A 23,100-nucleotide genomic window follows, 5' to 3' on the forward strand; every position below is an offset into this window, starting at 1 on the left:
ATCCGAATGAAAATAATATCCAATAAAAACAACCTTCAAATTCTGCACGAAGACAACCATCTTATTGTTGTTAACAAACGGGTTGGAGATCTTGTTCAGGGTGACAAAACTGGAGACAAACCCTTACCGGAGGTTGTAAAAGAATATATTAAAGAAAAGTACAATAAGCCAGGTGCTGTGTATCTAGGAGTTGTTCATCGTTTGGACCGCCCGACTACTGGCATTGTAGTTTTTGCAAAAACCAGTAAGGCATTGAGCAGAATGAACGAATTGTTTAGCAATCGTGAAACTCAAAAAACCTATTGGTGTGTGGTTAAAAACAAACCGCAAAAAAGTCATGACAAGTTGGTGCATTACTTGAAAAGAACCGAAAAAAACAACACTTCTAAAGCGCATTTAAAAGAAGTACCCGACAGTAAATTAGCCAGTTTAGATTATACAATTATAAAAGAACTCAATAATTATTGTGCACTTGAAATTAATTTGCACACCGGGAGACACCATCAAATTCGCGCCCAATTATCTGCAATTGGTTCTCCTATCAAAGGTGATTTAAAATATGGTTTTGACCGAAGTAATCCCGATGGAGGTATTCACCTGCATGCAAGAAAATTAGTTTTTGACCATCCGGTTACAAAAGAAAAACTAGAAATTATTGCGCCAACACCCGATGATGTAATTTGGAATGCTATTTAAACAGGATTCAAAAAATACATTCCTCCTAATTTTAGAGAAACAAAAACCAAATACGGCGAGCTATAACAGCTCGCTTTTTTATTAAAATCAAAATTGGCTTTGAACTAATTAAATTGTACTTTTAAAATAAAGTTTCAGTAAAAATACATCAAAGATTAATAACAGGTAAAACGGTTGTAAATAAAGACTTTACAGCCGTTTTATGATTTTTAGGTAATGAGGCAAAAAGCAGTAAAAAGCGAGGTTTGGCAAAAGTAAGGTTACTAAAACGTTACTTTTAAATATTAGAAATATCGTTTTAAAATACTGTATTTCAGTTTTCTGCATAGTTTTTCATATTGTTCCGTAGCTCACATAGGTTTAATTTTATCATTAAGAATTGTGAGTATGGAAACGACAAAAAAATCAACATTTAAGGTGTTGTTCTACCTTAAAAAGAACGCCCCAAAGAAAAACGGAAAAGTTACGGTTATGTGCAGGATTACCGTAAACGGCAAACAGTCTGCATTCAGTACCAAGCTGGATATTTCCGCAACAAATTGGGATTTGAAGTACGGCAGGGTTTTAGGTAAAAGCCGAGAAGCTCAAGACACAAACAGCAAACTTGACAAAATTCGTTCGGGTATTGAGGAATGCTATTCCAAAATTCTGAAGAACGAGGGGTTTGTAAACAGTGCTAAACTTAAAAATGCCTTTCTTGGAATGGAAAGCGGAGAACTGACCTTTTTCAAATTCTATGAACAGTTCCTGTCCGACTACGAGAAAAAGGTTAATAGCGGACTTCGGGTAAATGGCACACGCAGTAAATACAAAATACTTTTAAAACATCTTCGAAATTTTGCACTTACAAAATACGGTTATTCCGATGTGTCCTTTAACGACCTTACACCTGATTTTGTTCAGGATTTTGATTACTACCTGCGTGACGACCAAAGTTTAACACACAACACCATTTGGCTGTATATGATTGGATTTACTACGCTTTGCCGATTGGCAATGAGCAGAAAGCATCTTGCTTTTAATCCGTTCAGCGAGTATAAGAATACTAAAAAGGATAAAGACCGTGGTTATCTATTGCGTAATGAATTGGAACAGCTCGTAACGTTCAACTGCGATAAAAAGAAAGACGAATTAGTTAAAGACTTGTTTATTTTCAGTTGCTTTACAGGTCTTTCCTATTCAGATATGAAAGGACTGAAAAACAGCAATCTTCAAGATTTTTTTGACGGTAACAGGTGGATTATTGTGCGAAGAAAAAAAACAGCTACATCATCAAACGTGATGCTCTTGGATATTCCAAAAATGATTATTGAAAAATATGCAGGATTGTCAAAGGACGGAAAGGTATTTCCTGTACCATCAAATACGATTTGTAATGACAGCTTAAAGAGAATATCTCAACTGATTGACTGCCTTGTAGAAAAGAAAGTAACCTTTCATTTAGCACGTCATACGTTTGCTACGCTATTTTTAAGCGAGGGTGTTCCATTAGAAAGTTTGAGCAAAATGTTAGGGCATAAAAACATTGCTACTACTCAGATTTATGCAAAAATTCTCAACGAGAAGGTCGGAAAGGATATGCAAAAGGTCTCTAATAAATTTAAAGGATTGGAACAGTCTTTTGTATCTCAACTATAACTTTCATATTTTACTGTTAGATTTCTCATACTGTTTAAATGGTGTTTAAATACCATTTAAACAGTATGATATAACAACTTTATGAAAAATTTTCTGTAACTTTACCCTCGGTATATTTTGTGCTTTTCGAATTATAATAATAAGATAATCAATGACTTATGTAGGTTTTTTTTCTAATTTAGGTTTTGACTTCAATGTAGATTTGAAGCCAAAGGCTATTGATATTGAGAAAGAAGCTACTTTATCTAAAAAACTTAAAAGTTCAGTTTTTTTTTATAAAAGTCCTAATAACACCAATACCTCTTTTTACCTTATTACTTCTTCGTTAGAACCCACAGAACTCGAACAGTTTAGAAAATATGTTTGGAATAAGAATGATGCTGATATAATTTTCTACTATCCTAATGATGCTGATGAAGTAAGAATGTTGTATGCAAAATATTCTCCTAAAGTTTCAAATAACGATAGTGTTTTAGAGGTCTTTTCACCTACTGAAAAAGATTTAGATACGATTGAAAAAATCAGGCACTGGCAGTTTGATAGTGGAGTGTTTTGGCTAAATTATCATTCGTTTATTGATAAAGCGAAGTATAAAGGAATTGATAAAGAGTTAGTTGCTACTTTGAAGGCATTAAAAGAGCAATTAAGCAATCTTTTAACCCAATTAATTTCTGATGATGGTAAGAGAAATGAAGTAGTTCAGGCATTAATTGATAGAACACTGTACATTAAATACTTAGAGGACAATCATATTATTAACTCGTATTTTTTTAGTCATTATTTTAACGATGATAAACTTAATTACGAAAAGTTACTAGAAAACAATTCTAATACAGACATCAACAAGCTATATAAAATCATTCACGAAATATTTAACAATGCACTTTTTGACCAGCCAACGATAGATGATAAGTATTTGACGAGTGAGGTACGTACACTGATAGCAAGCTCTTTTAATCACAACGTAAATACAGGTCAGTTAAGGTTGTTTGATTTTAGGTTTGATGTTTTACCTGTTGAGTTTATAAGTTACATTTACGAAGTCTTTTTGTCTGAAAAGCAGAAAGATAACGGTATATTTTATACTCCAAAAAAATTAGCACAATTAATTGTAGATGATGTAATAAAAGAAGATAAAATAGGTTCGATTTTAGACCCTTCGAGTGGTTCGGGAATGTTCTTGATTACAGGATATCAAAGGCTTTTAGAAATAGCTCAAAAGCAGAATTTAGAGCCGAAAGATAGTATTGAAAAGATAAAGTATCGAACACAACTTTTGTCTGAAAATATATTTGGAATAGAAAAAGAATTAACAGCTCAGCGATTTACATTGTTCTCTCTTTCATTACAGATTTTTATTGGGATTAATCCTTCAGATATCAAAGAATTTATAGCAAAGGAACTAAAAGAGAGCAAAAAAATTAACCTTTTTTCAGAGTATTCGTTTTTTCAGAATATAAAACACGCTAATACGCTTAAAACCTCGGACAAACCTTTTGAAGACAAGGTATTTTCGTATATAGTTGGAAATCCGCCATTTTTTGAAATACCTAATACAGAGGAGTTTCAGAATGAAATATCTTTTCTAAATTCTTATCAGGTTGCTATTTCTGATGATACTAAAAAAGTGGCAAAGAACATCGTAGGCAAATCTCAAATATCTCAATGCTTTTTTTTGAAAATCAAAGACTGGAGCAATGAGAATACAAGATTTGGATTTGTTTCAAACAGCTCTAATTTTTACAATGATTATTCGGAGGTTTTTCAAGAGTATTTTTATTCCCACTATGGAATTGAAAAAATTTATGAGCTGTCAAGGGTAAAGAAGATATTGTTTGAAAAGGCGAAAGAGAACGTTGTAGCTATTATTTTTACAAATAATCTGGAAGATAGTATTATTGATTATTATCCTGTGGATTTGGGGCTGTTTTCAGAAAAACCCTTTGAATTACTTATAATTCAGGAAGACAAAGCAATTGAAATTGTTCAAAGCGAACTTAAAAACAAACAAATAAGACTAAGAAATTTTTTGGTAGGAAATCAATTTGATTTGGATTTTGTAAATAAAACTCATTTTCAAAATGATATTTTAGATAATCGTATTATCACTCTTGAAGGTTCTAAAAGCAAAATAAATAATGGACTTCAAATCGTAGGTAAAGAACAAATATTATCAGAGTTCAACATTTCGGATAGTGAATACAAAAAACTAACTAAAGAACAAAGAACAACCTATTCCAATAAATTCAAACAAAAATATACAAACACATCATATATTAAACAATTTCCTACTCCGTTATTAGAGCCTGGGGATCTATATAGATTTGGGTATAATAATAGCCCCAGAATGTACTTGGGAGATATTTCTAATTTTCAGAGAACAAGAAATAGTAATATTTATACCCTTCCAAAAATCCTTATCAATAGGACAGGAAAAGAATTGAAAGCTACTGTTAGTTTAAATAAAATATTCTACAATTTTGATGTATATTCCATTTTCCCAAAAGAAAATGAAAACATCTATCTATATACAGCATTAATCAATTCACATCTTATTAATTATGTGATTGACCTGTCTTTTAGAAAAAGGGTTGACGGATCTTATACGAAGATAGGATATGATGCAATATTGAATATTCCTGTACCGAGAGAACTAAATGAAGATATTGTAAAACAAATATCAGATATAAGTAAAGGTTTGTCGGAAGGACAGTGTGAATATATCAAAAAAGAACAGAAATTGAATGAGTTGATTTATGATTTATTCGAGCTGTCATATTGGGAAAAGCAGAGAATTAATGATTATTTTCTTCCAAAATCAAGAATTGGAAGAAAGAGAAATGCTTTAGACGGATATAAGAATACTTTAAAGGAAATAGTAGGATTTTATTTTGAAAGCTCAATAACCATTGAAGAAACCCCTACAGATTTCAATTTAATCGTTGTAAAAATATCCTTTAATAATAACTCTAATAGTCCTATTGCTACTACAGCAAAGAAATATTTGCTTAATGAAATTTTTGAGCAAAACCCTAATGCAAACTTTTTAGCAAGTCAGGAAAAGATTTTCGGGAAAGACTGTGTGTTCATCATTAAAGAAGATATAAACAAAAACTGGACGGAAACGAAAGCCTTTGAAGATGGGAAGGATATTTTAAAACGCTTAATACCTAATGTGAATGGAGAGGGAATACATTAGGATTAAGAAACCAGCACCATTACCATTCGATACTCGCCAACTAAAGACTTTAGATGATGAGTTTTGGAAAAACTGGGTGTTTTATTATTTGCTTGACTTCTATAAGAATTATGATAGTGTTGAATTAAAGTCTAAAATTGAAGAAGAAAAGAAAAAGCAATATCCAAGAACCGAACGGGAAATAGCAAAATTTGTACGCCTCAAATTGAAAGCGAACAGAGAATTTGGTTTTAATTTTTCTGTGAAGGGAGAAGAAACTAATGATGAGGATGTAGAAGGTAATTATGACATTACCATTCATAATACATATTGGAAAAATCAAGACTTCTATTTTGAATGCAAAAATTTAGATGGTAGTAAAGATTTGGTAGATAAGTATGTTTGCTATAATACCTATAAAAAAGACGCTAACAATGAAAACATCTTCGATGGTGGAGTTTTACGCTATTTCAATGGAAAGTATGCTCAAAATCTAACCTTTGGCGGAATGATTGGTTTTATTATAGATGGCGACAGTAATAACATAAAAACTGCAATTCTGAAAAAGTTAAGTGATAAATTTCTGATTTCTCCCGAGGGCGATTTAATTAGTACGAAGGATAAGTCAATAGAAGAAAATCCATTTACTTTTGACAGCCTGCACTTACGTCTGAATACAGAATTTACAATACACCATTTGCTTTTTGATTTACTTCCCAAAAGTAGCTAACGCTGATAGTTACCTTCCAATACTTTTACAATATCGCTTTCACGGAAAAGGATTTTCCGTTCGAGCTTGATAAAAGGTATCAGTCCGTCATCCCTGTACTGTTGCAATGTCCGTTTGCTGATGTGTAACATCTCGCAAACCTGTTCGCCTGACAGGTAGATTTCCCCTTTTAGTAATGGGTGGAAATATTCTCTGATATACAACAGTTCATTTTTGATGCCTACCACAGCTTCGAGCAGGGCAAGCATATCATCGTTTGAATTTCCAATCTGTCTCATTTCTTTTGCTTTTTTAATGGTCGCTCTCCCTGCATAAGTAACTCCACTTCGGATAATCTGAAATACGTTTTCCGATTGATTTGCGTTGCTCCAAGAATGCCTTTTGCCCTATACGTCTGCAACGTTCTTTTGCTGATATTGAGCAATTGGCAGGCTTCCTGTTGGTCGAGCCATTTCGTTGCCTGTTGCAGTGCTTTGTAGGGTGCAGTGATTTCCTTAATCAATAAAGAAACTTCCTTTACTTCCCTGTGCAATGCCTTTAAAATCTGAATGTCCAAAACTGTTATTTCCATATCTGCATCATTTAAACCTCTAAAATAAAAGGTATTTATATTAGGTATTCCAATGTTGTATCCAATGGCGGTATTTGGCGTACAGATGCCAAATACTAGGCTATAATCCTAACTTTGGTTTCTTACTTTTAGGACGAGACTGTTGCGTTCTGATTGCATTGTCCATTTTTATAGCAGGCTTTTTATTAGTATGTATAGCCTGATTTTTTTCTTCATTTTTGAAGTCCGAACGGAAAACCGTTTTTGTCGCACCTATTATGCTTTCAGGTTCGGAAGTCTGCTTTTGTTGTTCAGTACGTTTGCCCCCGAATAGCCTGTTCAAATCTATTAAGCCTTTTGCTTCCCTGAACTGGCGTTTGAAATTAGCGATGAAATTGGAAATCGGGTCGCTCTGCTTATCAACCTGTATCAAAGGACTATGCTCTTTTTTTCTGATTTGTTCTTTCTCTTCCCGCTCTTTGTCGGGTATTACTTTTTGTGCCATAGGTTCAAAATTTCCCCCCAACATAGAACACAAGGGAATGTATTGTTTTCATTTGGCATTATGTGGCAGTATTTGGCTTATATTGGCACAATATGAATGGAAAGTAATCCTCAAAACACTTTAAATTTTCCTCGTAAAGCCCTCGCACATTTAAAGAGTTTTGTACGGATAAAGGAAAGCATACCAAAAACACCCTATCCTTAGCCCTTACGTGTTTTTTGTACCCTTTCTTTGATTGGAATTGATTAAAAAAAGAATAAAAAAGGTAGCAAAGATAAGGCGGACAGCCACCGCACCACCCAACCAAAAGACTACGGCATAATGGCAGGGCAAATATGGTGGCTTCGCCGAGTTTGTTGTGTGCCCTGCCACCCTTCGGGACTTATTCCGTTTCCTTTTGGTTTTTCCGCCTGTCCACCTTGTTAAAATGGCTTTCTTTTTTTTCTGTTTTTTTCTTTTGAAAAATAATTTTAAGAGGGAGCAACACATCGCACCTGACAACACACCATAATCAAAACAACGGTTTGTGTTTCTCTTTATAGATTTCGCTAATCAATTCCCTAAACTCTTGAAAATGGTATTCGATAATGTTGTCGAGATACGCATAAATCGTCAGCTTGTCAATTCCCATAATGTTGGTAAGCCTGTTAAACGTATCGTGGTGTTCCTGTCGCACATAGACCGATTTGCCTTTACTTGCCGTAGTATTCGGGATTTTAAAGAACTGTCCGCAGTAGTCCTCTTTGTCAAGTTTCTTTGGCTTGGAGGTACTTTTTTTAGCATTGTTTGCTGGCGGTCTTGTACGCTCCGTTTCAATTTCAGCAGGTTCTTCCCCTGCCATTACCAGCATCAAAGCTTCCTCATCTACATCGGGTTTGGTAAAGTCATCCTGATGTCTTACTGCCTGTTGCTCCGTCGAAGGTTGTTTCTTTTTATCGCCAACAAAATTTTCAATAGAAAAATCCTGTACTTCGGGTTGCTGTTTTTTATCATCTTCGTTTATCATATAACTGTTTTTAATATTGTTTCAAATTAGCTGTTTGGTTAGCTGAACAATTAGTTATACATATCATTGTACAGATGTAACTATCTATGTACCTACATATTTTTCATTAGCTAAAAAGCCAATGGATTTCCAGCAATCACGCACACTGATTTGCTATCTAAATTTATGCTGTTTAGTTACTTCATTAAGGACATAACCAATCAGCCAGCTAACCATATACAAAGGAAATAAAAGCAGCCCCAATGTGCCTTAAGGTGGTATTCAGTGGCATCATTTGGCGTTCATTGTCATCGTTATAAATAGCTGTTATTCAAATAGTCTTGCCGAAATTTGTAATGGAAACTATGGTTTCCCTGCTAACTCCAATCCGTTTGCAAAACGGATTTTTCTGAACCCTTGTTCAGAGCAAGTTATCTTTTGAGGTACTCGAAATGAATTTCGGCACCTCAAAAGCACTTGCCCTTGCAGGGGGCTGGAAACGGCTCCGAAGTCGCCCGTTTGTTTAAAAATTAAAATGGATTATTATGGAAGAGAATGACAGAAAACAGATTAGGAAAACAGGGAGAAAACCAAAGATTGACCCTGCGGTACATCGGTATTCCTTTAACCTGAATGACGAGGACAATGCCAAATTCCTTGCCCTTTTTGACCAGTCGGGAATGAAAGTAACGGCACATTTCATTACGGCTTGCATCTTTCAGAAGACAGTAAAGACCGTCAAAATTAATATGGATGCAGTAGAATACCACGAAGGGCTGACCCGATTTTTTAGCCAATTCAGAGGGATAGCAACCAATTACAATCAGATTGTAAAGCTGTTGAACACAAACTTTTCGGATAAGAAAGCATCTGCATACCTCTATAAATTGGAAAAACAGACAATAGAAATGAAAGAATTGTTGCTGAAAGTTGTTGCCCTAAGCTCAGAATTTGAAAAGAAATACCTGAAAAAAGAGTAGAAAAATGATTGCAAAAATTGGAAAAGGAAGCAATATGTACGGGGCAATTCTGTACAATCAGCAGAAAGTGGAAAAGGAAAACGGAGCGGTTCTGTTGCTAAATAAGATACCTGATACGGTGGACGGCAGGTATTCTTCCCAATATTTCAACAAATGTTTTGAGCCGTATCTGTTTGCCAATATCAAAACAGAAAAGACGGTAAGGCATATATCGCTGAACCCAGATCCTGCGGATAAGGTCAGCGACCAGCAGTTTGCGGATATGGCACAGGAATATATGGAACGTATGAGGTACGGCAATCAGCCCTATATTGTTTTCAAGCATACCGATATAGACCGCACGCATATCCATATCGTTTCGACCTGCGTGGAAATTGACGGAAAGAAAATCCCCGATGATTACGACCACCCACGCTCAATGGCAATCTGTAGGGCTTTGGAAACGAAATATAACCTGAACAAAGCCACCGAACAGGAACAGAAACAAGCCGATAAGGTTTTTAAGCCTGTAAATCATAAAAATGGAGACATCAAAAGTCAGATTGCTTCGGTAGTACGGCATCTGCCAAAGTATTATAGCTATTCTACTATGGGTAGCTACAATGCGTTACTTTCCCTTTTTAATATCACAGCAGAAGAAGTCAAAGGCGAGCGAAACGGTCAAACCGTAAACGGATTGGTTTATGTGGCATTAGATGAAAATGACAACAAGACAAGCAATCCGTTCAAAGCATCACTTTTTGGAAAAGATGCAGGAGTAACACAGCTTCAAAAACATTTTGAGCAGTCCAAAGAAAAAACGAAAACCAATCCTGCAAGGTCTGTATTAAAGAATACCATTGAATTGGCTATACGTACCACAAACAGCGAAACGGAGTTTAAAAAGCAACTTGTAGAGCAGGGTATCAATACGGTTGTAAGACGTAATAATGAAGGACGAATTTACGGAATGACCTTTATTGACCACGAAAGCCGTAGTGTTTGGAACGGTTCAGCTTTGGATAGAAACCTGTCAGCAAATGTCTTTAACGAATGGTGGGACAATGGAAATAAGCCCGAGTTAAAAATGCAGAATAGCCCTTCTAGTACGAATACGATAGACAATCTGCCGACAAAAGACCTATTTGAAATTATTTCAAATGAGCATTCAGATAGTTCTGATTTAGGATTATTCAGTTTGCTACCTGATGCACAGGGAGAAGATTACGAGGAAGAAGTGTTTGCTAATCAGATTAAGAAGAAAAAATATTACCCTAGATAACAAAGTTAAGAGTCAGTCTTATTGTTGTAGCTAAAATCCTCAGCAGGGTTGTGCAATCGAAACTTCGAGCTTTGATTTCATATCCTATCCAAAGGAGAAACGACTTTAGCAATCGATGTGTCCGAAGCCCTGGCATAAATTTGTGTGGTACGGATATCGTTATGCCCCAAAAGCTTTTGGATAAAACTAATGTCTGTGCCAAATTCCAAAAGATGTGTTGCATAGCTGTGCCTCAATCCGTGAATGCCTATGTTTTTGTTTATTTTTGCCTTTTTCATTGCCTTTTTGAAAACAAGCTGTGAACTTCGTACGGTATATTGTCCACCATACTGTCCCTCAAAAAGGAAGTCTTTCGGAAGATATTCTTTATAATAATTCCGTAAATCTTCCAATACTGAATGTGGCAGGTTGACATATCTGTCCTTTTTGCCTTTGCCCCTGTGAATGAGTACTTTCATATTCCGACTGTCGATGTCTTCAATTTTCAGGTTCACGATTTCGCTTACACGCAAGCCCATTCCGTAACAGAGTTGCAGAATAAGCCGGTGTTTGATATTTTCGGTTACTGAAAAAAGCTTTTTTACATCTTCAATGTTCAGTGATTTGGGCAAAAGCAAAGGTTTTTTGGGGCGTGGAATGTCAAGAAACATTTTTTTACGATGCAAAACTTTTTCGTAGTAGAACTTTATTGCATTTATCCTGCTGTGGATTTGGTTTTCGGAAAGTTTCAGTTCTTTGAAACAGTATAAGAAATAGCTTTGCAGTCTTTCGGGTGAAAGTTCCTGTACAGGAAAATCTTTAAGCAAATATAATAATTGGGCAAACTCAATGGAATAGGTGCGAATGGTATTCGGCGATAAGCTTTTGAGAGTAAGTATGTTTTGGTATTTTTGAAACTCGGGCAAGTTGGATGCAGATATTTTGCACAGCACATCTTTTCCCACAATATCGGGCTGAATACCGCAAAGATTTCTGTTTTGCAGATTATCAACCACGTACCAAGTTTTTTCCAATTGCGACCAATGTGCTTTGGTGTGCTGTCGCAATATTTCAATTAAGCATTTGTCATAATTAAATTTTAACCAAATCACTTTCTTTCCCCGATGTGTTCCTAAAGTAATTTTAAAAAGAGAAGGATTAAATTCGGGGTTCGTATTTTGAGTATCCATATAGCTTCGCATTTTGAATATCTGCAAATATATAAAATCATAAGTTACTGACGTATTGATAGATGTTTAATTTGTGTGTTTATTAAAACTTTCGGATATTTGTGCGTTACCTACCATTTGACAAATATGAACGAACAAACTTACATTGGAATAAATAATGAATTTCTACAACTTCAAGAATTGAGAAAAGGAGATTCAATATCTTTCGACAAAGACATTTTATCTCCATTACTATTTGTTTGGGTAAGAGGCAAAAATTCCAACATTATTCACGATAGTGTAAAAGTTAAGGTTGAAAACAATACTATATTATGTGTAAGCAGATTCGATAAAATTAAATTTGACAATCTTGATAACGCTCGGATTATAAAATTCAATCGTGAATTTTATTGCGTTTTAGACCACGTTAAAGAGGTAAGTTGCAAGGGAATATTGTTTTACGGCACAAATCAACTGCCTAACTTTCAAATTCCACAAGAAGAACTTGATAAGTTTGAAACACTTTGGAAGATGTTTGAAATCGAAATGCAATCAAAAGATGAACTACAACTCGAAATGCTTCAAACAATGCTCAAGAGATTTATAATCTTGTGCACTAGAATGTTCAAATCTCAAAATCAATTATTGCAATTAGACAATATGGAGATTGATATTGTGAGAGAATTTAATTTTTTGGTCGAACAAAATTTTAAAACTATACATAGTGTTCAAGATTATGCAAGCCTTCTTAATAAATCCCCAAAAACACTTTCTAATTTATTTTCCATCGTTTCAAAAAAAACACCACTTCAAATTATTCACGAAAGGAAGTGTATCGAAGCCAAAAGATTATTAAGATACACGGATAAATCTATAAAAGAAATTGGATACGAAATAGGCTTTGAGGATATCCAAACATTCAGTAAATTTTTTAAGAAAATGGAAAATACCAGCCCTTCGGACTTCAAAAACACAACATTGGGAACTTTAACCAATTCATCGGGAACAACAGCCTAACTTTAGCCTAACTTCATATCGCATCTTTGCATCATTAAATAACAACATAAAAATTTAACGATGACAAATTTCACAGTTCCAACCCGAGGAGAAGTATCGGAAAACAATCAAGCAATTTTTGACAACCTTCAAAAAGGATTAGGTTTTGTACCAAATCTTTATGCTTATTACGCCAAAAATGAGACTGCTTTAGGTGATTATTTAGCTCTTCAAAACAGAAAAAGCACCTTAAAAGCGAAAGAAAGAGAAGTAATTAACTTGGTTACCAGCCAAATTAATGGTTGCAAATATTGCCAATCGGCACACACCGCATTAGGTAAGATGAATGGCTTTACAGAAGACCAAATCATTGAATTGCGCAAAGGTTCTGCCTCTTTTGATTCAAAATTAGATGCCTTAGTAAAATTCACAGCATCCGTAGTAGAAAACAAAGGAAACGCAACACAAGAAAGTAAAGATACTTTTTTTGAAGTAGGCTATACAGAGGCTAATTTGATTGATGTAATAATCGTTGTGGGCGATAAAGTAATTAGCAATTACATTCATAATCTAACTGGGTTTTCAATAGATTTTCCAATAGCAACAGAACTTTAATCTTTATAATCACTTAAACAATAACACAATGAAATACAGTAATTTAATAATTCGCATAGGTTTTGGTTTACTCTTTGTTTGGGGTGGCTTAGAGAAATTTTTTGAAGGCTTTTTAGGAGGCGTAGGTCTTCAAAAAGGGGCAGATATTCTAAAGAGTAGTGGTTTGAGTTTTTTAGGAGACAGCGGCACTTTTGCTTTAGTAGCACTATTAGCCTTTTTAGAATTGGCTGCAGGTATATTGGTGCTTGCTAATAAGCAACTTAAATACGCTTATGGCTTTTTAGCATTCATTATGCTTATGGCTTTGGTATTGGTTCATATTCCATCAGGAAATTGGATGAACATTATGATACACATAGCTTTATTTACAACTTTATTAGGCTTAGCTCTAGACCATTTTTCAACTTCAAAAAGCAACTAAAACAATGGCAACAGTAATCAAAATTAAAAATCTACAAGAAGGTTATCAAAGCATTATTACCAACGGTACACATAGTATCGTTGGCGATGAACCAGTTAAAAGTAAAGGAACAGATTTAGGACTTAGTCCATCAGAGTTGGTTCTAAGTGGCTTGGCTATGTGCAAAGTAGCCACGGTAAGATATATAGCACGACAAAAAGGTTGGGAAATAGGTGAAGTAAAAGCAGAACTTTCACAAGAAGTAAAACGAGATTCTGACGGCTTAAAAACGACAATTCAAGTAGCAATAAATATTGAAGGTAATATATCGCAAGTACAAAAAGATGAATTACTTAAACAAGCCAATGCCTGTTACATACATCGCCAAATTATGGGAGAATGGAATATAGAACACGCTAGTTGGTTGAATGAGGAGTAAAAACGGTAGGTAACAATGTATAAAAGCAATAGCGGCTTGGGTGCAAACTCGAGCCTTTTTGCATTTAATTAAGTATATTGCTATCCGAAAGGCAGATGCGTTTTAATCCGCTACTGCTTTTATACTAAACGATGTGAACGCAATCCCTTCGGTCTTGCGTTCACATCGAGCTCCTGCTGCGCAGGTGATGTTCACTGCCCTTCGGGACAGCGCACATCACCTGCTTGGACGCATTCCGAAAAGGAGTGAAAAACTCCTTTCGGAACGACGACCAAGCAGGAGCTCGTTACCTGCAAGCTGAAAAAAAAATCGAGATGTCAATAGAAAACATACCTGAAAGCTACTTTAAGAATAAAAAAGAGAACCCAGATTTATTTGTCTATGATTTTAAAATGACAAATGACGTTGTTAAAAGTAAAGTCAATTTAGGAATGAATATGTTCAGCTTTTTACAAGTTGGAAAAAAGCAAGTACATTTTGCTGGAACGACAGTTGCTGTAAACAAAGACCAATCTTTATTGCTAAAAAAAGGAAATTGGCTTTGGACGGAGTTATTAGATACAAAAACGATATATTATTGTAAACTATTCTTTTTTTCAGAAAAAAAGCTAAAAGAATTTTTAGAAAAACACACAGAAAACAATCAAACAGTAAAAGAAGAATCGCCTTATTTTATAATCAGAAACGACGACTATATTTCGTCATACATAAATTCATTATCAACAATTAGTCAAGCACCAATAGTTTTTGCGGAAAATTTACTTTCAGTAAAATTTGAGGAATTGATGCTCTATCTTTTACAGAAATATGGGAAAAACTTTGAAACACATCTCCATTCTTTAATAATTAAGGAAACTTCACCATTTAAAAAAATTGTAGAAAGTAAAATTCATTCTAACCTTAAATTGGAAGAAATCGCATTTTTATGCAATATGAGTTTATCTACTTTTAAACGTCATTTCATTAAAGAATACAAAGTGTCGCCTGGAAAATGGCTTCAAGACAAATGACTTCAAAAGGCAAAAGAAACTTTAGAACAAGGAAATTTAAAACCTTCAGATATTTATTTAGATTTTGGTTATAATAACCTTTCAAATTTTAGTGTAGCCTATAAAAATAAATTCGGTTTTAGCCCAAATCAGACTTCTAATTAAAATTTCATTTACAAGTTTGACCTTTTTTCATAAGTCATTAACCTGTTTTAGTAACTTAATAAGATGACTCTCGCAGTATATTTGCATCAAATAACAATACTAAAACAAAAAAAATGAATATTACATTAGCACAAGCTGAAAAAGCAATCGTAGCAGCAAAACAAAAATCTACAGCAATTGATACAAAAATGAACATTGCGGTTGTAGATGCAGGAGCAAATTTAGTGGCATTTGGTCGTATGGACGGTGCTTGGTTAGGCTCACTTGACATCTCTATCAAAAAAGCAAAAACAGCTCGTTACTTTGATATGAATACTGGAATAATTGGAGAGTTATCTCAACCAGGACAACCATTATTTAACATCGAACATTCAAATAATGGATTGATTACTTTTCCAGGTGGTGTACCAATTAAAAACGCATCAGGCGAAATTATTGGAGCTATAGGAGTAAGTGGAAGTTCAGTTGAAAATGACCACGCAGTAGCAGAAGCTGGAGCATCAGCAATTTAATAACCAGTTTATTAATGCAAAGAGGATAATTAAAACTAATTATCCTCTTTTTTTTATCAAATAATTATGAAAAAATATGTAGCCGAATTCATTGGAACGTTTGCTTTAGTTTTTTATGGAACAGGAGCAATTATTGTAAACGAGCAATCCAATGGAAGTTTAGGTTTAATCGGAATCGCTTTAACTTTTGGAATAATAGTTAGTGCTATGATTTATATTTTCGGAAATATTTCTGGAACGCACATAAATCCAGCTGTAACTATAGCATTGGTAGTAGGTAAATTAACATCACTAAAAGACGCTTCGTTTTATATTTTCGCTCAACTTTTGGGAGCTTTATTCGCAAGTATCTTATTAAAATTTACGTTCCCTGAAAACCTAACATTAGGTGCTACAATTCCTTCTAGCGAATTAATACAATCATTTATTTTAGAATTTGTGCTGACTTTCTTTTTAATGCTTACAATTTTGGGAGTAACATCAAAAAAAGAATTTTCCAATATAGCAGGACTTATAATTGGAATAGTAGTTACTGGAATTATCCTTTTTGCAGGGCCAATTTCTGGTGGTTCATTTAATCCTGCGAGAAGTTTAGCACCTGCAATTGTATCTGGAAACTTTACAGCACTTTGGATTTATATAACAGCACCAACATTAGGAGCGATAATAGCAATGTTTATTTGGAAAGGACTTAATAAAACAGAATAAAGCCTGCAGGTAACAGTTAAAGTTTCGTTGCGTGCGCAGCACGAACAATGAAACTCGTGTTGAACGGAACCGCTGGCATTCCGCAACTATGGGTTTTTCGAAAAGATTTTAAAGAGAATTTCAAGAGGCTACCAAGCCTCTTTTTTTTTGGAAGTAGTTTTTGCTTGATTTTATAGTGTTTTCCATCACTTTTGGGCATAAAATCCCTTACCCGTAAAGCTATATTTTACAGGTCTTGTGGTTTTGGCTGCCGCCAAGATACCAGGCAGGCGGACCACGCTGGTCAAAAAGGGCTATCCGGTGTAAATTTCCCGTTTTACAACACAGACATTTGGGTAAAAAAGGCCTTTTTTCTGCTTTATTTATTACTTTTTGTTGCAATTTTTGCTGTAAAAGTTTTAGTTTTTGCCGTTTCCAAGTACTGCTCAAAAAACCATAATGACGGATTTTCACAAAACGCTTTGGCAAAATATGCAATGAAAACCGACGTATAAACTCTTGATGGGTAAGGATCATCTGTTTTTTAATTCCATTTTGGCGGTAATCCTTGTAATCAAAAGTCACGTTTTGACTGTCAATGTTTTTGATTCTGCGGTTGCTGATGGCTATTTTATGGGTGTACCTGCCCAAATATTCCACCACCGATGCAGGACTTCCAAAAGGTTTTTTGGCAAATACTACCCACGGTTTTCGCCATAATTCTTGCCGAATTTGTTCGTATTTTATGGGTTCTTTGGCTTTGAGTTTCTCACAATATTTAGCCCTAAAAACTTTTGACAAGGCTTTTACAGGAAACAGAAATTTGCCGTCGCCTCGGCTGTTTTGCCATTGTCTCTCTTTAGCAATTCCACCGCCCGGAACAATGCAATGCAGGTGGGGATGCAGGCTCAATTGCTGTCCCCAAGTATGCAAGACAGCAATCATTCCAGATTGGATACCTTTGTTTTTGCCAAAGGTTTTCAAGGTTTCCCAAGCCGCTTCAAAAAGCAAACCATACACCAATCTTGGATCATGAATCGCCAACGAATTTAGACTATCCGGCAAGGTAAAAACCACATGGAAATAGGGTACTGGCAAAAGTTCCGTGCTTCTGGCAGCTATCCAGTCCTCCCGCTTGTTGCCCTGGCACTTGGGACAATGCCGGTTGCGGCAGGAGTTGTAACTGATAGTGAGACTGCCACAGCCATCGCAAGCATCAATATGGCCGCCCAATGCTGCCGTGCGGCATTTTTTGATGGCTGATAATGTGCGCAATTGCCAGGTGTTTAATCCTATATTTTCTACCTTTTTACCGAGTTTTTCTAGCACATGCGCTACTTCGAACTGCATTTTTCAAACAAAGTATCGAGCGGACTAAAGACTTTTTGGGTGTCGAGTTGAGCGATGTGCAAATACTCCATCGTGGTTTCGATATTCTGGTGTCCCAAAAGGTCTTTGAGGGTCATGATATCCATGCCGTCTTCGAGCAGATGGGTGGCATAACTGTGGCGAAGCGTGTGGGTGTGCACTTCCTTTTTTACGCCTGCTGCTTTAGCGACTTGCCGCACTGCCCATTGCACGCCCCGCTGGCTGTATTTGCTGTCAAAATCTCCTCCAGCGCGTTCAACAGGCTTTCCATTGAACAAATAATCCTGAGGTTTTTCCCCTTGCATGTATTTTTTGAGTCCTCGAATTAAATGAACCGACAGCGGGACATACCGGTCTTTTTTTCCTTTACCTTGAACTACCTTGAGCTGTTTGCGATCAAAATCCAAGTCTTGCAATCGTACGCTGCGGGCTTCCATACAGCGGAGCCCACAGCCATAAAGCAGTCCGATGAGGATTTTGTGCTTGAGCAATTTGGCACTCTGGAGCATCGCCCAGACTTCTTCTTTACTCAAGACAACGGGCAGTTTTTTCTCGTGTCTGATAGCAGGCAAACGAAGAAATTGATAAGGCAGGCCTTCTGATTTTAGCAAAAACCGAAGCCCGTAAACACAGTGTTTAAAATAAGTTTGGGAGGGAGTTTTGGACTTTTTCTGAAGGTAAAAAAGGTAGTCGTGGACTTGCTCAGGATCAAGCTCGGTAGGGATTTTGCCAAAATACAACGAAATCGAAGCCACATGGCGGGAGTAATTATGGAACGTACTTTGGCTTCTGCCCAAAACAGAAACCGTACGCTCAAAACGGACTAATAGTTCCGAAAATCCCGGAACTTCTCTTTTGGCCTGGTTGAGAATTTTATTTTCTCTTAATTGCTCAACATTCTTTTTTTTGCAGTCATATCTTACAGAATTTAATTATATTCGTAAGGTACAAAATATCGATAAGTGCTACCGAAGGTTTAGTTCAACAGCCGTTTTGCGCTATTGCGAGAAAAGTGCAAAATTGACGTTTATCTTTCGCAAGAAGTTGTATTTTAGCAGAAAATACGCAATTCCGAAGCTCGCAACAGACGCAAAGCGGCGAAACGTTGTGTGCGAGGCTAAAGACCTATTCATCCAAACTTTAGCAAACAATTTTTGAAATAAAAATTAATATGTTTGCCATACCAAAATGTTTTTTAAGACAACAATATTATGGACATTACAAATTTTCCAGAACATTTATTTGAAAATAACTACACGGAGACATCAGACCTACAAATTGCTAACTACGAAGTTTATAAACATGTTTCCAAAAATAAGATTAACCTAAACAAAAATGTATTCAGTTTTTTGTTGGACGGACAAAAGAACATTCACTTTTCAAATGACATCGTTTCGATAGATGATACACAATCCTTACTCCTTGCATCGGGAAATTTTTTAACAACAGAAATTGTAGGAGCAAATAGTTATAGTTGCCTACTCTTTTTCTTTTCTCAAAAAAACATTAATGATTTTTTATTGAAATATGGGCATTTTTTTAACCCAAATGACTTTAATAAAGCAGCTACCAGTAGTCCTTATTTCCTTATAGAAAAAGACAATTTTATTATCCATTTTATTAATTCTATTCAACAAATTTATGGCTTGAATCAAACAATCTCTCAAAAGATTCTGGAATTGAAATTTGAAGAAATTATGCTGTATCTGGCTGATAAGTATGGGCAAATTTTTTTTGTTTATCTACATTCATTGTTAATCAATGAAAGAGAATTATCTTTTAAAATGGTCATTGAAAAAAATCTGTACACGAGTTTGAATATTGATGAGGTCGCTTTTCTATGCAATATGAGCCTGTCTACTTTTAAGCGAAAATTTATACAATTATATCAAGAGTCTCCAGGAAAATGGTTTCAACTAAAACGGCTCAACAAGGCCAAAAAAATATTGCTTAATAATGAAGCGACACCATCAGAAATCTATATGGACTTTGGTTATGACAGCTTATCAAATTTTAGCACAGCCTTTAAAAATGAATTTGGTTACAGTCCAAAAAACATTATGAAAAGTTGACCTTTTTTCATAAGTTTTTGAACTATATAAAAAAGCCTCACAATCTTAAATGAGCTATATTTGTTAAAAGAAAATTGGTTTAATTTAAAATTAAAAAGACATGAAAAAATTAGGATTATTAGTTCGACTAAAAGCAAAAGCTGGAAAAGAAAAAAATGTTGAAGAGTTTATTACAAGTGCATTGCCACTTGCTAATGAAGAAGCGGGTACTATTACATGGTATGCGTTCCGTATAGACTCTTCTACATTTGGCATTTTTGACACTTTTTCAGATGAAGAAGGCAGAGAAGCACATCTTGGTGGTAAGATTGCAAAGGCGTTAATGGAAAATGCACCTGAATTGTTGGCTACTTCACCATCTATTGAGAAATTGGACGTTTTAGCGGCTAAATAAACATACCACAATTATTCTAAAATGGCAGCCTGTCAAAGTTCTGTAAATGAATTTGTACAGGCTTCCTATGTTTAAAACAGCGTGGAAATAAATTAAGCTTAGACTGACGAAGAAGCCCAGCACACAACATGGGTTTTGCAAAAGAGCGGGTAAAGTGCTAATCTCAACGTTTGTGCTTTCTATCCGCAAAAACCATTTTTTATTTGCTCAAAAAGTGTAAATTAGCAAATAAAAAAATGGTTTTGCTTACGTCTGTGCAAAGTTGAAAGTTTCTACTTTCTATTCCGCTCCTTCGCAAAGCCTGAACCGTTACTAAATTTTTACCAACTTCAATCATTTTGGTATGTAATATATTCTTTTGTATATTTGTTTTGAGCGAACGGAAACACGTTGAAAAGCAAAGTAATAAGCACCGTTACCAAATCGTTACCTGACTTCTTTGATTATCCCTATAAAAGCTTAGTATTCAACCGATACGGCTTTTTCCTGAAAACTTTAAAATAAAAACATCTGATGAAACATAAAACAGATTTACTATACCGAAAAGAATCGTTAAAAAAATTGCTCGAAGTAATTACGCAACACGAAGACGAAATTATAAAAGCTTTATATGATGATTTTAAAAAACCCGATTTTGAAGCTGTTTTAACCGAAACAAATTATGTTATCAGTGACCTTAAAGCAACTATCAAAAATTTTGACTCTTATACCAAACCTAAAAAAGTTCGTGCTTCGTTACTCAACTTTCCTTCATCTGACTATATTTACAGTGAACCATACGGACATGTTTTAATTTTGTCTCCATGGAACTATCCTTTTCAACTTGCTTTTTGTCCGCTTGTAGCCGCTGTAGCCGCGGGAAATGCTGTTACACTAAAACCCTCCGAACTCACACCCAATACCGCTGCTATAATTGCTAAAATTGTACGTCTAACTTTTCCAGTGCAACATGTCGTAGTAGTTACTGGTGATGCCAAAGTTGCAGCAGATTTACTAGAAAAACGATGGGATTACATCTTTTTTACGGGTAGCGTGGCAGTAGGTAAAATTGTAGCCAAGGCGGCCGCAAAACATCTTACACCAGTTACATTAGAATTAGGCGGAAAAAGTCCATGCATTGTTGATGAAACCGCCAATATTAAAATTAGCGCACGACGAATTATTTGGGGAAAAATTGTAAATGCTGGCCAAACTTGCGTAGCACCTGATTATGTTTTGGTACATCAATCTGTTAAACAGCAATTGATCGAGGCGCTACGTTTTGAAATCACCGCGGCATTGGGCGAAAACCCACAAGAGTCTCCAGATTATGCTCGTATCATCAACCAAAAAAATTGGGAAAGACAAATACAACTTCTCGAAAACCAATCGATACTTTTTGGAGGACAATCAGACAAAAATAGTTTTTACCTAGCACCAACCCTAGTTGACGAACCCGCGAAAGATAGTTTGTTAATGACCGAGGAAATTTTTGGACCAATACTTCCAATCATCTCCTACACTAATATTTCTGAAGTAGATCAAATCATCAACAGTTACGAAATACCGCTTGCACTTTATCTGTTTTCTGAAAACAAAAAATATGTTGATTATGTTTTGCAAAATCATTCTTTCGGAGGCGGATGCATCAACGACACAGTGGTTCATTTGGTAAACGAGAGACTCCCGTTTGGTGGCGTAGGCCATTCCGGAATGGGCGCTTATCATGGAAAACTAAGTTTTGATATCTTCTCCCACCAAAAATCGATCGTAAAAAGAGGAACTTGGCTTGACCTACCTTTGCGCTATGCTCCATATAAAGAAAAATTAAAAACCATTCGTAAACTACTAAAATGGATGTAGTTGAATAAAATTTTAAAGCAATTACAATCTTTTTACTTTAAATAATAATTGCAGAAGTAGTCGATGTTTAAAATTATTTTGATCCAAAAATGAAACTTTTTACAAAAAATGCGACTACTAAAACATAATAATTTAAAACCAAACCAATGCAAACAACCATGAACACCTACACCAAAAAACGCCTGGCCGAAATCAAAGAACAAGGATATCAACTTGATTTTGGAACCGTATTCAACAACACCATAGAAAACTATAAAAAAATTGCTTGGTATGGAGGCTTAATGATTTTTGTGTTTTTCACTCTTTTTTGCTTAGTTCTTTTCGGAATAGCTGTTGCCTTTATTGGATTTCCTGAATTAAAGGCCATTTTAAAACCAGAAAACTTACAATTAGAAAATCTATCTCTAGAGATTTTATTATACGTCTCGGTCGCAACAATAATTATTACAGCTATTACATGTCCGTTTCCGGCTGGTTTAACAAAAATGGCGCAAAGTGCTGACAAAGATGAGGAATTTGGTATTGCGACCATGTTTCAATATTATAAAGCACCTTATTTTGTAGAATTATTGGTAGCTACAACACTATTAGCTATCGTGAATACTGTTTTACAAAACACAATTACCTATTTCCAAATTCCATTTGTAGGTTCGATTTTGTCCGTAATACTTTCGTTATTTACTTTTTTATCAGTTCCATTTATCATTTTTGGTAACCTAAAAGCGATTGAGTCTATTCAGGCTAGTATTCTTGTTGTTTCCAAACAGCCACTTACTCTTTTAGGATTAATAATTGTAAGTTCAATTGCTACTTTCATTGGATTTTTAGGATGTTGCATCGGTATTGTTTTTACTATTCCTTTTTTATATTCAATGTATTATGTTGTATACAAAGAAATAATTGGTGTAGAAACTCCTGAGGATTTGCAGGATAATGGCTAGAATACAACT

At 35.2% G+C, this 23,100-nt stretch carries 23 protein-coding genes and 1 pseudogene; 17 read left to right on the forward strand and 7 right to left on the reverse strand.

The features are described 5' to 3' along the window. Positions 1–6 precede the first annotated feature (6 nt). The 4 genes from KBJ98_RS13250 (at position 7) to KBJ98_RS13265 (ending at position 6,242) form a co-directional block, all read left to right on the forward strand. Complete coding sequence (locus KBJ98_RS13250; RefSeq protein WP_210791342.1) at positions 7–696, forward strand: RluA family pseudouridine synthase; 690 nt, start codon at positions 7–9, stop codon at positions 694–696. Positions 697–1,083: 387 nt separating this feature from the next. Further along, complete coding sequence (locus KBJ98_RS13255; protein ID WP_094772796.1) at positions 1,084–2,334, forward strand: site-specific integrase; 1,251 nt, start codon at positions 1,084–1,086, stop codon at positions 2,332–2,334. 151 nt (positions 2,335–2,485) lie between these two features. Continuing rightward, positions 2,486–5,533 carry an N-6 DNA methylase gene (locus KBJ98_RS13260; RefSeq protein ID WP_191181024.1) on the forward strand — a complete coding sequence of 1,016 codons (3,048 nt, stop codon included), beginning with the start codon at positions 2,486–2,488 and terminating at the stop codon, positions 5,531–5,533. Further along, a complete protein-coding gene (locus tag KBJ98_RS13265; protein ID WP_191181023.1) occupies positions 5,514–6,242 on the forward strand; it encodes a hypothetical protein in 729 nt (242 codons plus the stop codon). The genes KBJ98_RS13260 and KBJ98_RS13265 overlap by 20 nt, the downstream gene beginning before the upstream one ends. Here KBJ98_RS13265 and KBJ98_RS13270 read toward each other — a convergent pair. From KBJ98_RS13270 to KBJ98_RS13285, 4 genes are all read right to left on the reverse strand, one after another. Continuing rightward, the gene (locus KBJ98_RS13270) at positions 6,239–6,520 is read right to left on the reverse strand and encodes a helix-turn-helix domain-containing protein (RefSeq protein WP_094772799.1); all 282 of its coding nucleotides are present in this window, start codon (positions 6,518–6,520) and stop codon (positions 6,239–6,241) included. The genes KBJ98_RS13265 and KBJ98_RS13270 overlap by 4 nt on opposite strands. After that, positions 6,517–6,813, reverse strand: a complete 297-nt coding sequence (locus KBJ98_RS13275) for a helix-turn-helix domain-containing protein (RefSeq protein ID WP_094772800.1) — start codon at positions 6,811–6,813, stop codon at positions 6,517–6,519. Before KBJ98_RS13275 ends, KBJ98_RS13270 begins: the two co-directional genes overlap by 4 nt. Positions 6,814–6,913: 100 nt before the next feature. Further along, positions 6,914–7,297, reverse strand: a complete 384-nt coding sequence (locus tag KBJ98_RS13280) for a hypothetical protein (RefSeq protein WP_225899140.1) — start codon at positions 7,295–7,297, stop codon at positions 6,914–6,916. Between the two features lie 511 nt (positions 7,298–7,808). Continuing rightward, positions 7,809–8,303: a DUF3408 domain-containing protein gene (locus tag KBJ98_RS13285; RefSeq protein ID WP_191181022.1), complete on the reverse strand. Its 495-nt coding sequence runs from the start codon at positions 8,301–8,303 to the stop codon at positions 7,809–7,811. A 524-nt stretch (positions 8,304–8,827) separates the two neighbouring features. Here KBJ98_RS13285 and mobA point away from each other — a divergent pair. Both mobA and mobB read left to right on the forward strand, forming a co-directional pair. Then, complete coding sequence (gene mobA, locus KBJ98_RS13290) at positions 8,828–9,262, forward strand: conjugal transfer protein MobA (protein WP_184164619.1); 435 nt, start codon at positions 8,828–8,830, stop codon at positions 9,260–9,262. A 4-nt stretch (positions 9,263–9,266) separates the two neighbouring features. Next, positions 9,267–10,523, forward strand: a complete 1,257-nt coding sequence (gene mobB, locus KBJ98_RS13295) for a conjugal transfer protein MobB (protein ID WP_184164622.1) — start codon at positions 9,267–9,269, stop codon at positions 10,521–10,523. Positions 10,524–10,600: 77 nt separating this feature from the next. Here mobB and KBJ98_RS13300 read toward each other — a convergent pair whose 3' ends face one another. Beyond that, entirely contained in the window at positions 10,601–11,692 is a 1,092-nt protein-coding gene (locus tag KBJ98_RS13300) for a tyrosine-type recombinase/integrase (RefSeq protein ID WP_191181021.1), read from the reverse strand. 126 nt (positions 11,693–11,818) lie between these two features. On the opposite strand from KBJ98_RS13300, the gene KBJ98_RS13305 reads away from it, so the two are divergent. The 7 genes and pseudogenes from KBJ98_RS13305 to KBJ98_RS13335 all read left to right on the forward strand — a co-directional run bounded on the left by KBJ98_RS13305 (position 11,819) and on the right by KBJ98_RS13335 (position 16,495). After that, complete coding sequence (locus KBJ98_RS13305; protein WP_099171163.1) at positions 11,819–12,688, forward strand: helix-turn-helix domain-containing protein; 870 nt, start codon at positions 11,819–11,821, stop codon at positions 12,686–12,688. 60 nt (positions 12,689–12,748) lie between these two features. Further along, entirely contained in the window at positions 12,749–13,282 is a 534-nt protein-coding gene (locus KBJ98_RS13310; protein WP_099171165.1) for a carboxymuconolactone decarboxylase family protein, read from the forward strand. 28 nt (positions 13,283–13,310) lie between these two features. After that, positions 13,311–13,703, forward strand: coding sequence for a DoxX family membrane protein (locus tag KBJ98_RS13315; RefSeq protein ID WP_099171167.1), 393 nt, complete (start codon positions 13,311–13,313; stop codon positions 13,701–13,703). A gap of 4 nt (positions 13,704–13,707) precedes the next feature. Continuing rightward, entirely contained in the window at positions 13,708–14,121 is a 414-nt protein-coding gene (locus KBJ98_RS13320) for an OsmC family protein (RefSeq protein ID WP_191181020.1), read from the forward strand. A 314-nt stretch (positions 14,122–14,435) separates the two neighbouring features. Further along, positions 14,436–15,275 (forward strand): annotated as a pseudogene (locus KBJ98_RS13325) (helix-turn-helix domain-containing protein). A gap of 113 nt (positions 15,276–15,388) precedes the next feature. Continuing rightward, the gene (locus tag KBJ98_RS13330) at positions 15,389–15,787 is read left to right on the forward strand and encodes a GlcG/HbpS family heme-binding protein (RefSeq protein ID WP_184164639.1); all 399 of its coding nucleotides are present in this window, start codon (positions 15,389–15,391) and stop codon (positions 15,785–15,787) included. 66 nt (positions 15,788–15,853) lie between these two features. Next, a complete protein-coding gene (locus tag KBJ98_RS13335) occupies positions 15,854–16,495 on the forward strand; it encodes an MIP/aquaporin family protein (protein WP_184164642.1) in 642 nt (213 codons plus the stop codon). 219 nt (positions 16,496–16,714) lie between these two features. Here KBJ98_RS13335 and KBJ98_RS13340 read toward each other — a convergent pair whose 3' ends face one another. Both KBJ98_RS13340 and KBJ98_RS13345 read right to left on the reverse strand, forming a co-directional pair. Next, on the reverse strand, positions 16,715–17,824 hold the full coding sequence (locus KBJ98_RS13340; RefSeq protein WP_184164645.1) for an IS91 family transposase: 1,110 nt from the start codon (positions 17,822–17,824) through the stop codon (positions 16,715–16,717). After that, positions 17,809–18,597 carry a tyrosine-type recombinase/integrase gene (locus tag KBJ98_RS13345; RefSeq protein ID WP_184164648.1) on the reverse strand — a complete coding sequence of 263 codons (789 nt, stop codon included), beginning with the start codon at positions 18,595–18,597 and terminating at the stop codon, positions 17,809–17,811. The genes KBJ98_RS13340 and KBJ98_RS13345 overlap by 16 nt, the downstream gene beginning before the upstream one ends. Positions 18,598–19,053: 456 nt before the next feature. Between KBJ98_RS13345 and KBJ98_RS13350 the strand changes: the two genes are divergently transcribed. The 4 genes from KBJ98_RS13350 (at position 19,054) to KBJ98_RS13365 (ending at position 23,091) form a co-directional block, all read left to right on the forward strand. Then, on the forward strand, positions 19,054–19,914 hold the full coding sequence (locus KBJ98_RS13350; protein WP_210791344.1) for a helix-turn-helix domain-containing protein: 861 nt from the start codon (positions 19,054–19,056) through the stop codon (positions 19,912–19,914). A 100-nt stretch (positions 19,915–20,014) separates the two neighbouring features. Further along, a complete protein-coding gene (locus tag KBJ98_RS13355) occupies positions 20,015–20,308 on the forward strand; it encodes a putative quinol monooxygenase (RefSeq protein WP_210791346.1) in 294 nt (97 codons plus the stop codon). Positions 20,309–20,821: 513 nt separating this feature from the next. After that, complete coding sequence (locus tag KBJ98_RS13360) at positions 20,822–22,150, forward strand: aldehyde dehydrogenase (protein ID WP_210791348.1); 1,329 nt, start codon at positions 20,822–20,824, stop codon at positions 22,148–22,150. Positions 22,151–22,296: 146 nt separating this feature from the next. After that, on the forward strand, positions 22,297–23,091 hold the full coding sequence (locus tag KBJ98_RS13365) for a hypothetical protein (protein WP_210791350.1): 795 nt from the start codon (positions 22,297–22,299) through the stop codon (positions 23,089–23,091). The last annotated feature ends 9 nt before the right edge of the window (positions 23,092–23,100 follow it).

Source organism: Flavobacterium erciyesense (assembly GCF_018069925.1).
GTDB classification, from domain to species: Bacteria; Bacteroidota; Bacteroidia; order Flavobacteriales; family Flavobacteriaceae; genus Flavobacterium; species Flavobacterium erciyesense.